This is a genomic window from Nostoc sp., from assembly GCF_036917465.1.
GTDB lineage: Bacteria > Cyanobacteriota > Cyanobacteriia > Cyanobacteriales > Nostocaceae > Nostoc.
Window position 1 is genome coordinate 18,723 of sequence record NZ_JBALDL010000096.1, and the last position, 19,573, is coordinate 38,295.

11 protein-coding genes are annotated in these 19,573 nt (G+C 42.1%); 5 read left to right on the top strand and 6 right to left on the bottom strand.

Annotated features, from left to right (window positions below):
- Nucleotides 1–161 precede the first annotated feature (161 nt).
- The 3 genes from V7K38_RS25960 to V7K38_RS25970 all read right to left on the bottom strand — a co-directional run bounded on the left by V7K38_RS25960 (nucleotide 162) and on the right by V7K38_RS25970 (nucleotide 5,316).
- Nucleotides 162–2,963 carry a glycoside hydrolase family 10 protein gene (locus V7K38_RS25960; RefSeq protein ID WP_334862043.1) on the bottom strand — a complete coding sequence of 934 codons (2,802 nt, stop codon included), beginning with the start codon at nucleotides 2,961–2,963 and terminating at the stop codon, nucleotides 162–164.
- Between the two features lie 97 nt (nucleotides 2,964–3,060).
- Entirely contained in the window at nucleotides 3,061–4,401 is a 1,341-nt protein-coding gene (locus tag V7K38_RS25965) for a TIGR03279 family radical SAM protein (protein WP_334862220.1), read from the bottom strand.
- A 90-nt stretch (nucleotides 4,402–4,491) separates the two neighbouring features.
- Complete coding sequence (locus V7K38_RS25970) at nucleotides 4,492–5,316, bottom strand: undecaprenyl-diphosphate phosphatase (protein ID WP_334862045.1); 825 nt, start codon at nucleotides 5,314–5,316, stop codon at nucleotides 4,492–4,494.
- Nucleotides 5,317–5,772: 456 nt separating this feature from the next.
- On the opposite strand from V7K38_RS25970, the gene V7K38_RS25975 reads away from it, so the two are divergent.
- The 3 genes from V7K38_RS25975 (at nucleotide 5,773) to nadB (ending at nucleotide 9,359) form a co-directional block, all read left to right on the top strand.
- Complete coding sequence (locus V7K38_RS25975; protein WP_334862047.1) at nucleotides 5,773–6,552, top strand: DUF3120 domain-containing protein; 780 nt, start codon at nucleotides 5,773–5,775, stop codon at nucleotides 6,550–6,552.
- Nucleotides 6,553–7,058: 506 nt separating this feature from the next.
- Nucleotides 7,059–7,487, top strand: a complete 429-nt coding sequence (gene psbU / locus V7K38_RS25980; RefSeq protein ID WP_334862049.1) for a photosystem II complex extrinsic protein PsbU — start codon at nucleotides 7,059–7,061, stop codon at nucleotides 7,485–7,487.
- Nucleotides 7,488–7,682: 195 nt separating this feature from the next.
- Complete coding sequence (gene nadB / locus V7K38_RS25985) at nucleotides 7,683–9,359, top strand: L-aspartate oxidase (protein WP_334862051.1); 1,677 nt, start codon at nucleotides 7,683–7,685, stop codon at nucleotides 9,357–9,359.
- A gap of 1,125 nt (nucleotides 9,360–10,484) precedes the next feature.
- Here the strand turns inward: nadB and V7K38_RS25990 are convergent.
- The 3 genes from V7K38_RS25990 to btpA form a co-directional block, all read right to left on the bottom strand.
- Nucleotides 10,485–12,689, bottom strand: coding sequence for a CHASE2 domain-containing protein (locus tag V7K38_RS25990; protein WP_334862053.1), 2,205 nt, complete (start codon nucleotides 12,687–12,689; stop codon nucleotides 10,485–10,487).
- A gap of 921 nt (nucleotides 12,690–13,610) precedes the next feature.
- On the bottom strand, nucleotides 13,611–14,594 hold the full coding sequence (locus V7K38_RS25995) for a vitamin K epoxide reductase family protein (protein WP_334862222.1): 984 nt from the start codon (nucleotides 14,592–14,594) through the stop codon (nucleotides 13,611–13,613).
- Between the two features lie 180 nt (nucleotides 14,595–14,774).
- Nucleotides 14,775–15,623 (bottom strand): photosystem I biogenesis protein BtpA, encoded by an 849-nt coding sequence (btpA, locus tag V7K38_RS26000; RefSeq protein ID WP_334862055.1) that lies wholly within the window; start codon nucleotides 15,621–15,623, stop codon nucleotides 14,775–14,777.
- Between the two features lie 676 nt (nucleotides 15,624–16,299).
- On the opposite strand from btpA, the gene rimO reads away from it, so the two are divergent.
- Nucleotides 16,300–17,619: a 30S ribosomal protein S12 methylthiotransferase RimO gene (gene rimO, locus V7K38_RS26005; protein ID WP_012410841.1), complete on the top strand. Its 1,320-nt coding sequence runs from the start codon at nucleotides 16,300–16,302 to the stop codon at nucleotides 17,617–17,619.
- 264 nt (nucleotides 17,620–17,883) lie between these two features.
- A complete protein-coding gene (locus V7K38_RS26010; protein WP_334862058.1) occupies nucleotides 17,884–19,410 on the top strand; it encodes a DEAD/DEAH box helicase in 1,527 nt (508 codons plus the stop codon).
- Nucleotides 19,411–19,573 lie beyond the last annotated feature (163 nt).

Consider the following 19,573-nt stretch of genomic DNA (forward strand, 5'->3'; position numbering starts at 1 on the left):
TAGTCAACCTATCAGAAGATTAGGTACTGGGAAAATAATTCCCAATTCCCAATTCCCAATTTTCATACATATAAACATTTGTTAGTCAATAAAAGTTTTTCAAATTCTGTTGCTGACAGTGGAGCTTCATTTAAATCTTTTCCTACTCCTTTGCCTCTTCACTAAGGACGCATCTGCACCCGTCGTTCGCCGTAACGCAATAGCCTTTCTATAGTTACAAGCCGATTTTCCCAAACTTTGACTTGATAGGAATTCGACTTAATTTCTTGGCTCATCAATACCCGAAATTGAGACTGAAAGCGAGTTAGAGATGCTTTTGCCACCAGCAACTTACTAGGAGAAGGGGAAGCAGCAAGCTGATTTAAAGCACTGCGTAAAACTTCTGCCTGGTTGTTAAAATCTGATATTGTCTGGGCAGGTCTTTCTCGTGGGTCATTTTGAAAAACAAATTTCCATTCTCGTTGCAGCGCGGTGTAACGGATGGCGGCAGTTTGAAAAGGTTGGCGGTGAGGAATCGGTTCTCTTTTTGTAGATTGAACTCTACCTTGGGTACTAATAAAAAGTTTTTGTAGCTCGTTGTTAAAATTCTCTGCGGCAAAGAGTGCGTAACCACTAACTGGCAAGTCCCTTACCAACTGGAGTTGATCGAACGTCCCGATTGTTGGTAAAGAAAGTAAGCGAATTCCCGGCACTAACAATGTAGCTCCCAATTGTTTAGAGGCGATCCAGGGTTGGGCTAGTCGTTGGAAGCGAGAAGTATCCAGAGCATAAGTCATGGGAACAATTAAATCCACATCTCCCCGCCTTGCCCAAGTTTCCCAGTTTTGTTGAATTTTCTGAATCCGCTCTTGTTCTGGCAGAGGAAATACTGCAACCGACAAAATCAAATTTGGTCGTTTTTGTCGCAATTGCTGCGATACTTGGGCAACAAAGCTATCAACTTGCTCGGTGCGAAATGCTGTCCACTTTTGCCACAAGTCTGCTTGACTGGGAGAAATATTTATCGGATCTATACCAGTAAGTTGCTGAAACTGCGCTCTTGCAGCTTTGCCATAGCCATAAATTCGACCTGCTGATGGGTCTTGAAAGGGGTAGCGAATGTAGTCTAGCTGTAAACCATCCACGTCATAGCGAGTAACGATTTCTTCATACAGCTTGAGTAAGTATTGGCGCACTTCGGGGTTGGCTGGGTCAAAGAATGGCTTAGTTTGACCAACGGGAATCATGTTGCCAAGATTATCGTAATTTGCCCAATCGGGATGAGCCGCCAGCACTGGGCCTGGATAATTTGGATTAACGTTGATAATCTGATTGTGCCGTTGATTGCCAGCAGCAAAAGTCCAAACCCAAGCGTGTAATTCCATGTCGCGCTCATGAGCTAATTTCACCGCATCTTCTAGTGGGTTCCATCCATGAATTAATGGGTTTTGCTCTTTTGCAACTTGGCTGGGATAAATTGTATAGCCAGCATTAACAGTTTCAAAGAAGACAGTATTAATCCCAGTTTGGGCTAGGCGATCAAAAATCTGGGCTAGTCCCGCCTTGCTACCAGCACGAACAATTGTCCCCCGATCTAACCAAACTGCCCGAATTTCTGGTTGGGCTAACCTGCGATCGACAGGAAATTGCTGCCACAAAATTCTCTTTGCTACCAGCCACTGCTGACGAGCCAAAGCATAGTTTTTTTGAGCAATCAATTGGGGTAAGTTTTTGGAAATTACCCTTACTTGTGCCAAGGCTTGGTCTTTGCTTCTAGCTAGCCCCCCCAATTTAGTTGAGACTAATTGTATTGGCTGCTCCTTGACAGATTGGGGGGTGTAGGTGTCCAAATTCCTAGAGGACTGTTTTCTCTCAGATATCCCAACGCCTTCCTTAACTGCATCGGCTGACACCGCTAAATTAGCGCTTTCCACTCGACCAATGAGATTTTCTAGCTCTTGCTGGAGAGCGATCGCTTGATTAGTGTCAATCGGCTCATTGGAGTTAGGTGCAACATCTAGACGCACCGCCTGTTCTAACTGATCGATCGCCTCTTGCGAACTTGGTGGTTTAACTATAGGAAGCGCTCTCGGTATGGGAGCGGTGGCAGTTTTAAGAGGAGATGAGGGAGATATGCTCCTCTGCACCTCTGCCCCTCTGCTCCCCTGCTCCCCTGCTCCCTGCTCCCTTGGTGCAGCCGCCACTGTTGTAGAGCAGTTTGGCGAAGCTCCTGCTACTTTTTTCATCCGATTCGATGGTGCTAGCGCTTTCAAATAATGATTTATAGAAGCTTTTAACCAGGCATTATCTAATTTTGCGGCTGAGGCTGTATCTGTTCCCCAGCGCCAGCCCAAAAAGGTGGTACGCTCGGTTGTTACTACTGCGGCTGGATTATCTTTGGAATTCCAAACAGCAGGAGATTCAACGCCCATATCATTAGGAATCACAACGCCGCCGCGTATTTTACCAAAGAGTTCAGTTTGATTTGCCCATTCTGGAATATTAGTTTTTGTGGGCTTGATCTGTTCTGTGTCACTAAGGCTGAATCCCCAATAACCTCCCAAGAGCGATCGCAATAACTGCCGCACTCCTGGCGATGACAAACTACCCACAGGGCCACTAGCAATCAAGCGCCCTCCCTTACTCATCCATTCTTCGAGAGCGATCGCTTGGGTTGGCGTTAATGTCTCGACGTTTGGCAAAAATAATACCCGGCGATCGCCCCAGTCTTCACTATTATTGACATCATTTAGGGAAATTACACAATATTTCATCCCTATTGTCTGCAAGCGGTCAGTTATCCCTGTCCATTGATTCGCATTTTCTGGGCTATGCACTACGCTCAATACAGGTTCTTCAGTCGCCGCCGTTACTGGCAAAATACTAAAACTATTTAAAATTAAAAAGTTAAAACTTAAAATGAAGAATCCGGCTTTCTTTATTTGGAAATTTGCCTTTTCATGAAACTCTTTCCGATTCTTCACTACTGACTCCTCAGTGGATTAATTATTAATCATTACTTCTTATTTATCATCCACCATAACAATAAATTACCTCCGAAAAACAACTGATCTTTGATAACTAAACCTGAACATAATTAAAAGTACAGTTTTTGATTAAATCTTCCACTCCTGCAACTGGGAAAATTTTTGTATTTAGTCTCCTAGCTAATTCCTCAATCTTCATATCATCTAAAAATACTAATTCCCCATTTTTTAACATGACATTGGGTAGCAAAATCCCATCACCTAAATCTTGTCCTTCTAAATTTAAAAGCAAATCATGACCAGTTAGTAATCCGGTTACACTGATAGTTTGTCCCCAATAATCACTACATAAAGCACGCATATTGACTTCTAAACCTTCAACACAATTTAAGCGTTTCAAAATAGGTTTAAATGCTTTTTCTACGGCGTTACCAACTACCCAGGTCAATTTTCTTTGAGGATATACTTTTGGTGGAAGTAATTCTGCCGCAACAGTGGCAAATTGCTTGATAAATAGTTGAATCGAACCAACTCCGTTATCAATTTGAGGATATTCTTCATATTCGGACTCGCTGGGTAATTCCTCACCTGCAATCAAAAACCACTCATCGGCTAACCAAACAACGCTAGAACCAAATTGTTGGCGAAATTGCTGTGAAAGCATTTGCACTTGGGAAATCACCTCTTGGGCTTTTTCTTTAGTTACGGGTATGAGTTCATCTTCTGGAGGGCGAAACCGTGTCAACCCAACTGGCACAACTGCCACCGATGCCACCGCAGGGACTTCCCCAGTATGAAAAGACGTTAAATCTTTGAGAGTTGTTTCTAAATGTTTGCCATCATTTATACCAGGACAAACAACAACTTGAGCATGAATTTGGAGTCGCTTTTTTTGAAACCACTTTAGTTGTTGCAAAATTTGTCCCGCACGCTGATTTTTTAGCAGTCTAATTCTCACATCAGCTTCTGTCGCATGAATAGAAACATACAACGGAGACAAGCGCATTTGCTCAATTCGCTGCCACTCTCTCTCTGGCAAATTGGTTAGGGTAAGATAAGAACCGTACAAAAAGCTCAAACGATAATCGTCGTCTTTCAAGTACAAGCTGGTACGCTTACCTGGTGGCTGTTGGTCGATAAAGCAAAATGGACAGCGATTATTACACTGAATTAAGCCATCAAATAGGGCGGTTTCAAATTCTAGCCCCAAGTCTTGATCGTAATCTTTTTCAATTTCTAGGCTATGAGTTTTACCAGCAGCATCTAAAACTTCTAGTTCTAAAACTTCATCAGCACACAAAAACTGATAATCAATTAAATCGCGGGGACGTGTACCATTGATTGCAACGATCGCATCCCCAGCCTCAAAGCCAATCTCTGCGGCTATTGAGTCTGGAAGAACCTTGGTAATTCGGGCAGGATTAATGGTAGTCATGGGAATTGGGAATTGGGCATGGGGCATGGGGCATTGGGCATTGGGCGTTTGCTTTAAACAAATGACCAATGACCAATGACTATTATTTAATTATCCTTTCCAACCTGCTGCGATCGCAGCTAAAATAGCGCTGCCGAATGCTAATCTATACCAAACAAAAACCAAAGTGTTTTTGGTTGCTAAGTACTTAATCAGAAATGCAATTGATAGGTAGGAAAAAATAAAGGTTGAAATAATCCCAACAATTAATAGTCCAACAATGTTATCTGGCAACTCGTGGGCTTGAAATAATTTGAAGATTTTCAAACTTTTATACAGCGTAGCAATGGTAAGAGTTGGAAAGCCTAACAAAAATGAGAATTTCGCTGCTGTATCACGTTCTAATCCTAAGAATAAGGCAGTTGTCAACGTTGAGCCAGAACGAGAAGCGCCGGGAATTAAAGCAAGTGTTTGTCCTAATCCAACTAAAATCCCATCCCGAATCTCTAATGAATTAAAACCTCGCTTGCGAGTACCAATTTTTTCTGCCAAAGCTAGTAAAAGTGCCATGATGATTGACATGATGGCAATAATTAGTGCGCTCTCTGGTAGAATGTCTTTCAAAAGAAAGCCGAAAACTAAGGCAGGTAATGTTCCGACTACAATCCCCACAAGAATTTTCCACTCCTCACGTTGCCAATCTTTATCTTTAAATGCTTCGATTCCACCTCTGACAATATTAGAAATCAGTGACCAGAAATACCCCACAATTGCAATAACGCTACCAAATTGAATGGCATCGACAAAATCTTTAGAACCTAACTCTTTCCAACCAAATATCTTGGTAAAAATCAGCAGATGTGCAGTGCTACTAATTGGTAAAAACTCTGTAATACCTTGAACAATACCCAAAATAAAAGCTTGAATAAATTCCATAGCAATTAATACTTTTTCCCTTTTTTAGACATCATTATGAACATTGATTGTTTAGACGATGTTGTTTTATATACTCTCTACTGCACCTAATCTTATAGAAATTCGATTTTACCGATCAATAACATCATCTAAGACGCTGACTATGTTCTTACACCCACCTGAATAAGTCAACGAAATTTTGGCAGTTCATCAAACTTTAATATTTAGCAGGTTGATGCCGTTAACTTTTTAACTGTTAAATTTTACCTTGCATCTCTTTGTAGTTCCCTATTTACAAGAAACTACAGAGTAGCTTTGTACATGGTGGAACTTGAATGGATTAGTCTGGCGCAGAATGTTTTGTCTGGTTTGCACCAGCGCTCGGTGAAATTTCAGTATAATTACAATGCCCCAGGGGGGGATTTTAAAATGTGATATATTAAATAAGATAAAGTTTAATAACAAATATTAAAAACTTTGATTAATAATACACTGTCGTCCTACACTGCTTCTACCCCTTCGATTGATACCGAGTTGAATTTGGCTGATACTGGGCAGAATGGCATCAGGCAATTGGAATCTGCACTCTCTTTTTCTCCCGCTTTGCCCTTATCTATTTCTGCTCGACAAAATTGGTTAGTATTTGCGGCGGCAGTGTTTTTGGTATCAGTGCCAGTATTTGTAGAAGCGCCAATAGTGCGATCGCTACCAACTCTCAGTTTAGCGCTGACAGCATTTTGGGTGTGGCTAAGTTTTACCTTAATGTCACGGACTGCAACTTATGTCTGGGGAGATTTACTCTTAGGCTTTAGCTGGAGTTGGTTAGCAGGGGCGATTTACTGGGGCTGGTTACGTTGGGAACCTGTATTGCATCTACCAGTAGAATCTATAGGATTACCGTTTGCTTGCTGGTGTCTGGCGAAGAATTGGGGCAAGGTTGGTAGCTGGTTTTATTTAGGATCTTTACTCGGTACTGTTTTAACAGACGTATATTTTTATCTAGCAGACTTGATGCCTTACTGGAGGCAAATTATGAGAGTGGATGCAGATTTAGCACCAAAAATTTTACAAAACGCCCTGATGCAAGTACAAACACCTTGGGGACAAAGTTGGGCGATAATTCTCGCCTTAGTGCTGCTAACAGTCGGAATTTTAGCCTTAGGTGGAAAGCAAAGACATTGGTATGCCTTTGGTGGCGCAGTTTTAAGCACCATTTTGGTAGATAGCCTGTTTTTGTTAGCTGCGATCGCCGCGTGAAGGTGACACGAGACAAGATGCTTCTATATACCGAAACTTTTTCCAGCCCAGTCTACAGCACATCAAGAATGATGGTGTTGATGATTTATGAGTTAAGAAATATTACATAATAGTCCACGATCCTCAAGTTATCTTGCTAGGGTCTTTGGTATTAGACATCGGACAGTTTTGTGTCTGCTTGGAAGGTAGAATCACCCACCCCAAAAAGATTTCGTCTCGCTGGGAATGCTACCAGGATCATTGATAGAACGTTATTACAGCTATATAGATACTCCGAACGCGATAAAAATTTTGTAAAAACCACAGTCAAACGCAGTAACAGTAAATATTGTGGATATTAATACGCTGTATATTAGTTTCTGATGACTGCTGTGTTAATTAAGCTATCAGGTTTTGTCCTTTGTCCTTTATCCTTAGCCCTCTGACTAATGACTAGTGACTAATGACTAATGACCACAGTTAGCTTAAAACTTTTATTTCTGTTTGATGGAGAGAGGTAGAAAATCGTGAAAGGATTGGCGCGTTTATTAACAGTGTTTAGTTTGTTACTTAGTTGCTGGGGATGGTTGGGAACAACTCAGATAGCCCAAGCTGCTAGTTTTAACAGTTTTGCTTTTCCTCAAGTGCCAATTCTGGCAATTGAGCGGCAGAATCGGGCAGATAAGAAGCTAGGGACGGAATTTGGTAAAAAAATTGATTTGAATAATACCAATGTCCGAGCTTTTCAACAATATCCAGGGCTTTATCCCACTTTGGCTAAAAAAATCATCACAAATGCTCCCTACAATAATGTAAAGGATGTATTGGATCTTCCAGGATTGAGCGATCGCCAAAAAGCAACTTTGCAAGCCAACTTGGATAAGTTTACCGTCACAGAACTAGAACCTGCCTTCAACGAAGGAGACGATCGCTTTAACAACGGTATTTACAGATAAGTTGCAGTTAATCTAGCAAATAGCAGCCCACTCCTGATTCGAGGGAGTGGGATTCTTCTATTAGAAATGAAGGGGATGAGGAGGATAACGGAGACAAGGGAAACAAAGAGGAGAAAGTAAAATTTTCCCTCTGCTCCCTCTGCTCCCCCTGCTCCTCCTCCTCCCCTGCTCCCCTTTCCCCCCTCCCCTATTACCTTGCCTGAGATAGATATTCCTAGCCAATTTGATGTCTTAGTAGTCGGCGCTGGTGCTGCTGGACTATACACAGCGCTGTGTCTACCAGAGTCGTTGCGAGTCGGCTTGATTACCAAAGAAACTGTTGCTTTGTCCGCTAGCGATTGGGCACAAGGTGGTATTGCCGCAGCCGTTTCCCCAGAAGATTCTCCTACGCTACACATTGAAGATACGATCCGGGCAGGTGCAGGTTTGTGCGATCGCACCTCTGTAGAATTTCTCGCCCAACTTGCCCCTAACTGCATTCAATCCCTAGTTAACTTGGGGGTTGCTTTTGACCGTCATGGTAAAGCCTTAGCTTTAACTTTAGAAGCTGCCCATTCTCGCAATCGCGTTCTCCACGCTGCGGACACCACAGGCAGGGAAGTTACCACCACCCTCACCGCTCAAGTATTACGTCGCCCGAATATTCAAGTCATTCAGCAAGCTTTAGCTTTGAGTTTGTGGATTGAACCCGAAACCGGTCGCTGTCAGGGAATAAGCCTGTTTTATCAAGGTGCGATCGCATGGATTAAAGCTGGTGCTGTAATATTGGCAACTGGCGGCGGCGGCCAGGTATTTGCCCAAACCACTAACCCGGCTGTGAGTACAGGTGATGGGGTAGCGATCGCATATCGGGCTGGGGCTATCCTCCGCGATTTGGAATTTGTGCAATTTCACCCCACAGCCCTAACAAAACCTGGTGCCGATCGCTTTCTCATTAGCGAGGCTGTACGCGGGGAGGGCGCACACCTTGTCGATAACGAAGGGCGGCGTTTTGCCTTTGACTACCATCCTGCGGGTGAACTAGCACCCAGAGATGTGGTCAGTAGAGCCATTTTTAGCCATTTACAACGTACTGCCGCAGATTTGGCGACTGCTCATGTGTGGTTGGATATGCGCCCCATCCCTGCCGACAAGATTCGTCACCGCTTTCCTAACATCATTAAAGTTTGTCAGCATTGGGGAATTGATGTCTTTCATGAACCAATTCCTGTAGCGCCTGCTGCTCATTACTGGATGGGTGGAATTGTTGCCGATCTAATGAATCGTACAAATATCGCCGGTTTGTACGCAGTAGGTGAAACCGCTAGTACTGGGGTGCATGGGGCAAATCGCCTTGCCAGTAATTCACTGCTGGAATGTATTGTGTTTGGGGCCCAGATGAGCCAAATTGAGTTGGAAAATATCGGGTTGCCGTCACAAATACCAGTGTTGCCATCACGAAAATTTAGTGTTGATGCTAGTGAGTGGCACATCCAGCAAGCACAGCTAGAAGCACTCAGAGAGAAGTTACCACGTCTAGTCTGGGAAAATGCTGGTATTTGTCGAGAACAATCAAAGTTGGAAACTGCGATCGCTACTATTGAATCTTGGCAACAAGATTTTGCTTCCTTACCTTTAAGTCAATTCTTGCTGGCTTTACGTCCAGCAGAACCAGCTGTTTTTGAGTTACCAGATGTTGAACGGCAATTGCGACTTTGGGCAGAAACCCGCAATTTATTAGATGTGGCTGATTTAATTCTTAAAAGTGCTGCTTTTAGAACCGAAAGCCGAGGCGGACACTACCGTTTAGACTATCCTCAACCAAATCCAAATTGGCAAGTTCACACACTAGTACAAACACATCATTGGCGGAAATCTCCACTATTATCTTGAATAAACTTTCTTCAAGGCAAAAAGACTTGCTAACGTTATCTACCTAAACCTGGACAACTCTGGTCTGATCCAAAGGGTGATGGAATATCTCCAGGCAAAAAATTTGGTGTTTAATACACTAGCTAACTGATTGTGCGACTTTACCACAATCTAAAATCTCAAATCCAAAATTGCCATCAGCGAGTGCCGCTACCATGCTGACTATCCGGTCCACCATAATTTGGTGGAATATATATATCTTTTAAATTTTCAGAATTGACTTTGCGGACAATTAAGCTGGTATTGCTAGTAGTGCTAAAACTATTAGCGCTTGCAGTATTGAATATACTCGTACAAAAGAAAACTTTCGGTATTAATATGTAAGCACTTATACAGAAGATTATGAGCTTTGTGATTCGGAAATTGGTTTTCATCTGCTTCAGTAAATTTACTAGTTTTTCATCTTAAAGGGTTCTTTTAGTATATAAAGTATATTTACTTGCATTTTTGAAAAAATATTGTAACTTTATTAAAGTATTACCGTTAATATACAACACGTTGTGGTTTTTGACTGTACATTAACCTGAATTTGCTGGTATTAAATAGTTTCAATACTTAAGTAGTATTCTTAATGAGCTATTTTTACATCAGTCTAAAGTCAGATATGTTGATTCATTATTGTAAACGGTTTTGTGAATTCATTATTTATTAATAATATTTTAATCTTTTTAAGTATAAACACTATCCTACTTGAATAGCTAGTTCCTAAAATATAAAACAATACTTATTTTTTGTATATTTAAGTTTTCCTTAGATTAAAGATAAAACAACACGATTGTTATCTCGTAAGGATTTTATAAATTTAGAGCTATGCAATTCCGTAATAATACTAGTCCGCAATAGTATATTTTATTTAGTAAAAAAAATACCACAAAATATTTATTTTTATAATTACCTGTAATGACTAATTCCTCTCTTACCTATATTCTTCGTTTTAGTCATCAGATTAAAAAGCCACTTCTAGAAATATACACAATGCTTTTTTAAGGATAGTGCCTTGCATGTATTTGAAGTCCACATTCCTAATTTTATGGTAAAAAATTTTACTTCAGCTTAGAAGCAATCTAGAAGCTTGACCTTGACTAATTAAGCAAACTCGTAGCGATTTTTACCCAGGTGCTTGGCACGATACATTGCTGTATCTGCTTGTTTCATCAAAGTTTCACTGTCTTGACTGTTGTATGGGTACACACTAATGCCAATACTGGCAGAGATTCGGATCGCATAGCCATCCAAAACAATTGGCTTGGTAATACTGCTTAAGATTTTTTCGGCGACTTTAGCAGCTATTTGGACATTCGGAATTGCGCGTAAAATTATAGTAAATTCATCGCCACCTAAACGAGAAACTGTATCACTAGTGCGTAAAGAGTTGCTGAGTCTTCCAGCGATAGTCATTAGCAAGCGATCGCCAGTCTCGTGTCCCAGAGTATCATTGATTTGCTTAAAGCCATCCAGATCGATAAACAGCAGTCCCAGCAACAGGTTATTGTGTTGCGCCCAATCTAATGACTCGTAAAGCTGTTCCCCAAAAAATTTGCGATTGGACAAACCGGTCAGAGGGTCGTGATCCGCTAAATAACGCAAGTGGTCTTCTTTGAGTTTTAATTCATTGTTAGAGCGGAATAGTTCAGCAGCAGTCCGCTTAAGTTTTTCCTCCATCAGCTTGCGCTGAGTAATATCTCGAATAACCCCAACTAAAAAGAAATTGCCAGCTGAGTCTTTGTGGAGCGATCGCTTAGTGGCAATTTGATGAGTCTGTCCATCTGCATTTGTAAATTCCTCTTCATGTTCGTAGGGTTTTTGAGTTCGGAACACAAGTTCATCCTGTTGTCGAAACACATCAGCTTCATGCTTAGGGAAAAAGTCATAGTCTGACTTTCCAATCAACAACTTATTTGGATAACCAATAAATCGACAATAAGCTTCATTTAAAACAATCCACTGGTGTTGTTCGTTTTTAACAAAAATTGGATCGGGAATTGTGTTGATTACGTGATGCAAAAATTCTTTAGAACGTTTCCACTCTTGCTGAATGTGGGCAATATGACTAATCATCCAAATAGCTGAACTGCCAAAGCTAAACAGTGAGGGAAGGAGCGGTATCCACCAACCGGATAAAAAAGCAAGGTATGTACTCAGAATCAATACAAAGCAAGAAACTAGGATACAAAGCAGGTTCCTCGTAGCGTGCCGTATTCGCCATGTTGTCACGGCTCCCAGGTAAGACCAGATAAAAATCCACAAGTATTCTATCAAGTCAGACCAGAATTTGAATAATGGTCGTCCGTCAAGAGCAGCAGAGATTAACTCACTAATAAAATAAGCTTGCAGTTGAATTCCGGGTACAGGCTTTGCCGTACCTATTAGATTGCTGGAATATGGAATGAAGACAAAATCCAGGAGACTGGGTGCAGTAGAGCCAATCAGTATAATCCGATCTTTGATTAAATTTTCTTGGACTTTATCTGCCAGTACATCTTTTATCGATACCTGGCGAAAGCTACATAATTCTCTAGATGAACTTTGACATTTAGGTTTGGGAAAATTGCTCAGAATTTGATACCCTCTATCATCAGCCCTCACATAAGCACCATCATTACCCTCAAAACGAGTAAATGATGCCTTACCCAATTGCAAATACTTAGGGTTGCTTTTTGCTTTGGTGGGGGTAATTCCCTTTGACTTTAAATACAATAAAGCCAACTTCAGGGCAAAACTTTCGTGTAACTGATTATCAACGTGCCAATACAACAAACTGCGACGTACTTTACCATCAAGATCGTACAGCACATTATTAAAGCCAACTTGATCCTTATTCAGTCCTAGTGGAGGCAAAACCCTAAAGTTTTTGTTTTTGTCATTTGCCAAAAGCTCAATACCAATTAAATTGGGTATTGACTGATAAGTATTACGCAGTTCTCGATTACCAGGCTTTACTGGCAAATTTCTGTAGATATCTAAGCCAATAGCACGGGGTTTGTGGACATTTAATTTTTGCAACAACACTGCAATCTTCGCATCTGGAATCGGCCACGAACGTATTTCGTTTAAATAGGCTTCATCAATCACTACGATTGTAATACGCTCTTCTGGCGGTTCATTTGGACGCAAGCGAAACAATTGATCCAAAGCTGCAAACTCCAAAGATTGCAATAATCCGATGGAGTGCAACAGGATGACGCAGACTGCTACGCTGACGGCAGTAATCAATTCTCTGTGTCCTCGACTAAGCGATTGTTTTAGTCTAAAGATTAACTTTACAAAACGCTTGTCTAGTTGCTGATTCATTCCCATTACCTAGTGGGGAGAAATATTCTCTATTTCCTATAGCTCTTAACTATCGGACTAACTATAGCGGTTCTCATTTATGTGAGGTAAACCCGTAGGGGCAATTCATGAATTGCCCCTACACCTTACGAGATGATGTTGTACCACATTTAAATGGGAACCGCTATAACCTAGCTCAAAGGATAGCTAAATAGAGTTTCTAAGAGTTCTTTCAACTCCGTAATATTCTTCAAGATATCCTGGTATTTCTGACGTAATAGCATATATTGAGGTCAATTATTTTACCAAACGGCAGCTGGAACTTTTTTAGCTATCAGCACAAATTAATAGGACTTACGCACTGTAAAAATTAGTCATAGTATGCTTTCATCGAAATAGCTTGTTTCAGACTTTGACTAATTATATTTTTACCGATAAATTAACCGTGGAGTAGAGGTTTAGCATTGCTAAACCTCTAGGAGAAATATGGTTTTTCCGCGACACATATTTATTGTTTTCTGTCAATGTGTAAGTCCTAATTAAGTATAAATCTTGATTAATTTCCTTGAGCTTTAAGTGCTTGCGGATAAAAGCCGCAGAAAAATTGATTATTGGATATTAAGTAGAACGGTGTAAACAATTCAATGTTTGTAGGAAGGACTTTAGTCCTAAGAAAAGGGCTAAAGCCCTTACTAAGAGCTAAATTTATCTAGCTTCATATTAATTAACATAGTTTTATTTATTCTCACCGACTTACTTAGACAAGACTTATTATCTATTACCAAAAACAAAAAAGCCAACTGGAAACAGACTTTGCTGTATTCATCCAGTTGACTGTACTCAGCCCTGATAGCAATTCTATGTGAGCTTGCAGTTTATTTAGGTAGGGGTAATTCATGAATTGCCCCTAAACCGCAGCTAGCTGAGACTTCCTGAAAACAATTACCTCAAATACTTGAAGTTGCGAGGCCCTGTGTAACCAGAAACTTTTGCTAGTTCCTCTAGGTTTTGGACTCCGCTGTAGCTTGTACCATTGATAATCCAAGTGGGGAAGCCTTCGATTTTTGCAGCTTTACACAGTTCTGTTTGAGCTTTAAGTCCATCGGGAGCGCACTCTACCTTAATATCCTTGTTGACTATTTCCTCAGCGTCTTTACCAAAAAGTAGCTTTTGTTCATGGCAGTGAGGACACCAGTAAGCACTGTATTCCTTTGCGCCTACTTTTGCTAGATGGCTTGCTAAGGCTATTTCTGCCTCTCCAGAAGTAGTGGTAACTTCCCAGCCGAACGCTGGGTTAGGTTTTTCCTTGGGACTAAAGGTAATTTGCGCGGGTTTTCCAGGAGTTCCAGATGTTACATCTGATTTATTCACGCCAGCATAAACCCCTAAAGTGCCAATCAACGTTACCATACCCACAATTAGGGTAGTAAATAAGATTTGTCCAATATCATCCCAACTGCGACCCATAATTGTGAGTACCAAAAGACTCACAGAAAACAAAGCTGAACCGATACAGTAAGGACAAATAGCTTTAATTTGAGATGCCAAAACATACATTAAGTAGCCGCTAAAGACAGACATAGCGATCGCACCCACCAGCAGCAACCACCACGTCCCATTTTCCAATTGTTTGCGGCTATTGTTTTCCCCTGAGTTAAATACCAAGGGAGCCAAAGCAAATATCACCATACTGATGTATGCCAAAAACCCAAACAAAGCTAATGGCTGACCAAAAACTGTTGCCCAAGGACTGGAAAGCACATCATTACAGCCCTTGGTACCAGCCTCTGCTACACAAGCTGCACTGCCTCCTGTTAACTTTTCGATGGCAAGATAACCTGTGATCAGGGCACCACATCCAGCGATCGCGGCAATCAATGGACGTGACCATTTATGAATCCAAGGAGTAGAACGACGGCGAATCATAAATATTAGGAATTGGGAATTGGGAATTGGGAATTGGGCATTGGGAATTGGGAATTGGGAATCGGGCATTGGGAACTTCTACTGAGCGTTGTCGTTGGCGCAGCCTCTCGCAGAGAAGTATTGGGTATTGAGAATTGGGTACTACTTATTTCTACCAATGCCCCATGCCCCAATTCCCATTTAAGAATGTAACTTCACTTGTTCTGCTGATTTGCTTTCAACTTTGGAGTTCTTACTGCGACGCGCGGCTTCGACAAATTGACTGACGCGAATTGGGTCGATTGGTTGCTCTATCCGTCCGTGACGTTTCAGAGAACTGGAAACTATTACACCATCTGCTGCCTGCATCAATGTATCAATATTTTCCCAATTTGCCCCACTACCGATGAATACTGGCGTGCCAGCTGCTGCATCACAAGCTAGTTCCAAATCTTCTAAGTTAGGTGGGCTACCAGTAGCCCAACCTGACAAAATTACCCCGTCTGCTAAACCCCTTTCAATGGTGTCTTTTACGGCAACTGTGAGATTTGGAGAACTCAAAGGACGGGCGTGCTTCACCAACACATCGGCCAGGATTTTAACATCACAGCCTAACTCCCGTCGATAGCGGAGTAGTTGATGGGCTTCTCCCTCAATTAATCCCTGATCGGTCGCCATCACCCCTGTGAGAACGTTGACGCGGATAAATTGCGCCTGTACACAGCTAGCGATCGCCATTGCGCTTTTACCGTCGTTTCGCAAAACATTTAAGCCTATAGGCAAAGTCACCAAGTTTTGTATCCGTTGCACCACAATGGTCATGGCACTCACAACCACGGGATCTACTTGGTTTTTGGTAAAGGGCGCGTCGAAAAAATTCTCCACAATCAACCCATCAACCCCTCCGCTTGCAAGGGCTGCGGCTTCTTGCTCGGCTCGGTCAATCACCGCTTTGAGGCTACCTCCCCAACGGGGCGAAGTAGGTAGTGGTAGCAGGTGAACCACGCCAATAATCGGTGAGCGAGTTTTAAATAATTGATATAAGTCCACGTCTTTAAATCCGCCTCGCGGAGTCCAGAGTCTAGAATTTTTTGACTATTGACTGTATGACCCTTGACTCTTGACTTTTCATTAACTAGTCAAATGTGTTTTATGATAGTCGGTTTATTGCCTCCTTCCTCAGATGGAAATTGGTGTTAAACCTCCCATAAGATATGTTAAGATAAAACTTGGCTACAAGAGGAGTTTGCCACTCACTAGACGCAAAGCAGCTTTCCATCGTTTAGGCATCTTATCCGCGCCCAGTCGCAAAACTTGCCAATCGCCAGGTTAGCATTACTGCTTTATCAAGCGTAGTCGCTTTCGTCGATTTCCCGGAGGGTAGCGACTTCTCAACAACAAGCCCTTTGGGCGGCTTCCCGATGGGTAGATTAACAACGCACACGCCAAGGTAATGTAAAATACCAATAGGCGAATTGTTAAAAAAGATTACAAGTGTCAAATGTACCCAAAGACACTTCAATTTACCCTGGGGAACAGATTGATAGGAATATCATAACATGACCTCTATTTTTATTTATTGATAGGGTTATGAGTCCACGGACAGTTACTAACAGTGGGGATTTGCCACTGTAATGTTTTCATGAGGATGCTGATAGCAAAAAGTGAAGTTAGCGCCGGAATGTTTGATTATACAAGAAGAAAAAAATGAAGATATTTTCCAAATATGGGTGACAAGCCAACAATTGCCATTTCTCACCTGGGCTGCGAGAAAAATCGAATTGATACAGAACACATGCTGGGAATGCTTGTAGAAGCAGGCTACGGTGTAGATACAAATGAAGAGTTAGCAGATTACGTTATTGTTAATACTTGTAGTTTTATTGAAGCAGCCCGGCAAGAATCTGTCAGAACTTTAGTAGAACTGGCAGAGGCAAATAAAAAGATCGTAATCACTGGCTGTATGGCGCAACACTTTCAAGAACAACTTTTGGAAGAATTGCCCGAAGCAGTGGCTGTAGTGGGTACAGGCGATTATCACAAAATTGTTAATGTAATTGAGCGTGTTGAACTTGGCGAACGGGTCAAACAGGTTAGTATTGAACCAACCTATATTGCCGACGAAACTACACCGCGCTATCGCACTACAACCGAGGGTGTAGCTTACCTCCGAGTTGCGGAAGGATGTGATTATCGTTGTGCATTTTGTATCATTCCTCATCTTCGAGGGAACCAGCGATCGCGTACTATTGAATCTATAGTCGCTGAAGCGGAGCAGTTAGTTAGTCAAGGGGTAAAGGAAATTATTCTAATTTCCCAAATCACCACTAATTACGGTTTGGATATTTACGGTAAGCCAAAATTAGCCGAATTACTTCGCGCCTTGGGGAAAGTAGATATACCGTGGATCAGAATGCATTACGCTTATCCCACGGGACTGACCCCAGATGCGATCGCGGCGATTCAAGAAACACCAAACGTCTTGCCTTATCTGGATTTGCCCTTGCAGCATTCTCATCCAGATATTCTCCGCGCCATGAACCGTCCTTGGCAAGGGCGGGTAAATGATGGGATTATAGATCGCATCAAAACGGCGCTACCAACAGCCGTATTGCGGACAACATTTATTGTTGGTTTCCCAGGAGAAACACAAGAGCATTTTGAGCATCTACTAGAGTTCGTTCAACGGCATGAATTCGATCATGTTGGTGTGTTCACCTTTTCCTCGGAGGAAGGAACCCCAGCTTACAAGCTACCAAATCAGTTGGCCCAAGAAGTGATGGACGATCGCCGATACCAACTGATGGAACTCCAGCAACCGATTTCTCAAAAGAAAAATCAACAGGAAGTAGGCAAAATAGTCGATGTCCTGATTGAGCAAGAAAATCCTGAAAGTGGTGAATTAATAGGTCGTTCAGGTAGATTTTCCCCAGAGGTTGATGGTCTGGTGTATGTCAAAGGCCAGGCAAAGTTAGGAACCATCGTGCCAGTAGCGATTCACCACGCTGATACATACGACCTCTATGGTCAAGTAGTCAATAACTAAATTGTCCTTTGTCTTTTGTCTTTTGTCCTTTGTTAAATGACCCTTACAGATTTACCCTTATTTTATAGGTCAACACTGCGTTAATGGCAGTTTTCATGAGGGTTTACCTGAAGTTCGCGGACTCTTTGGCATAGTCTCTCAAAGACTTGAGGCTTCGCTACCGCCCTTGGCTTACTAATGACTAATGACTAATGACTAATGACTAAATAACTAATGACTAAATGACTAATCCAAAAATCCTTACATAAAATTTAGGACGAATTAATGACTCTTTCATTCCAAGAATTAGGCATTTCCCAAGAACGTGTTGCACAACTAGAAAAAATCGGTTTTACCGAACCAACTAACATTCAAATCCAAGCAATTCCCCAATTGCTTGGTGGTCGTGATGTAGTAGGTCAATCTCAAACTGGAACAGGCAAAACAGCAGCATTTTCACTGCCTATTTTAGAGCGGCTAGATATTAATCAAAAAGCCGTGCAAGCCATAGTTTTAACCCCAACTCGTGAATTAGCAATGCAAGTTCACGATGCGATCGCCCAATTCATTGGCGATGAAGGATTGCGGGTGTTAGCAATCTATGGTGGTCAATCAATTGACCGCCAAATGTTACAACTCAGACGTGGCGTTCACATGGTTGTGGGTACTCCTGGACGGGTGATCGATTTACTGGATCGCGGCTGTTTAAAGCTCGATCAAGTGAAATGGTTTGTGTTGGATGAAGCCGATGAAATGTTGAGCATGGGCTTTATTGACGATGTGGTGAAAATCCTCTCGCAAGCGCCCGTAGACCGCCAAACAGCATTATTCTCGGCAACAATGCCACCATCGATTCGGATGTTGGTGAACAAGTTCTTGCGCTCGCCTGCAACTGTCACCGTTGAGCAGCCAAAAGCTGCTCCCAACAAAATTAATCAAGTCGCTTACTTGATTCCCCGCCACTGGACAAAAGCCAAAGCATTACAGCCGATTCTGGAAATGGAAGATCCAGAAACAGCTTTAATCTTTGTTCGCACCAGACGCACCGCCGCAGAACTTACCAGTCAATTACAAGGCGCTGGTCACAGTGTTGATGAATACCACGGTGACTTGTCACAACAAGCGCGGGAACGGTTATTAATCAGATTCCGTAACCGTCAAGTCCGTTGGGTGGTAGCAACTGATATTGCAGCACGGGGGTTAGATGTCGATCAACTCTCCCACGTAATCAACTTCGACTTACCCGATAGCGTAGAAACCTACGTCCATCGTATTGGTCGGACTGGTCGTGCTGGTAAAGAAGGAACAGCAATTTCTTTAGTACAACCATTTGAGCGGCGCAAACAGCAAACATTTGAACGTCATAACCGCCAAAGTTGGCAAGTGCTGACAATTCCCACACGCGCCCAAATTGAAGCAAAACACATTCTGAAATTGCAAGAACAAGTGCGCGAAGCTTTGACAGGTGAGCGTTTGGCTTCATTCTTGCCAATTGTCAGCGAACTGATTGAAGAATACGATGCTCAAGCGATCGCCGCAGCTGCACTGCAAATCGCTTACGATCAAACTCGTCCCGCTTGGTTGAGTTCAGACGTGGAAATTCCTCAAGAGGAATCCTCCGCTCCCAAACCAAGACTTGGTAAGCGTCGTGAATCATCTTCTAGCGATCGCCCCCGTTCTGCGTGGAAATCAGATAGCAATGAAGAAAGACATTCTTCTCCCAAGCCAAAACTGCGGACAAGTGGGCAAGAGTCTTCTCCATCCCCTAGTAAAAAGATAGGTTCACCTACAGCTAGGGAATCAGCTTCTTAGTCAACAGTTAGAAGTTAATTAATTTTGGATTTTAGATTTTTTCTTTAATCCAAAATCCAAATCTAAAATTGGAGAGTTGAGAGTTAAGAGTCATGATTTTGACTTTGGCTCTTGACTTTTTGGCTTTTTGGGTAACTTTTTCTACCCGTTTGTAGAAAGATCA

What these genes read in the sequence shown, in the direction of transcription:
- V7K38_RS25990 (WP_334862053.1), bottom strand. Translation starts at nt 12,689, where the DNA reads ATGAATCAGCAACTAGACAAGCGTTTTGTAAAGTTAATCTTTAGACTA.
- rimO (WP_012410841.1), top strand. Translation starts at nt 16,300, where the DNA reads ATGGGTGACAAGCCAACAATTGCCATTTCTCACCTGGGCTGCGAGAAA.
- V7K38_RS25995 (WP_334862222.1), bottom strand. Translation starts at nt 14,594, where the DNA reads ATGATTCGCCGTCGTTCTACTCCTTGGATTCATAAATGGTCACGTCCA.
- V7K38_RS26010 (WP_334862058.1), top strand. Translation starts at nt 17,884, where the DNA reads ATGACTCTTTCATTCCAAGAATTAGGCATTTCCCAAGAACGTGTTGCA.
- V7K38_RS25970 (WP_334862045.1), bottom strand. Translation starts at nt 5,316, where the DNA reads ATGGAATTTATTCAAGCTTTTATTTTGGGTATTGTTCAAGGTATTACA.
- V7K38_RS25965 (WP_334862220.1), bottom strand. Translation starts at nt 4,401, where the DNA reads ATGACTACCATTAATCCTGCCCGAATTACCAAGGTTCTTCCAGACTCA.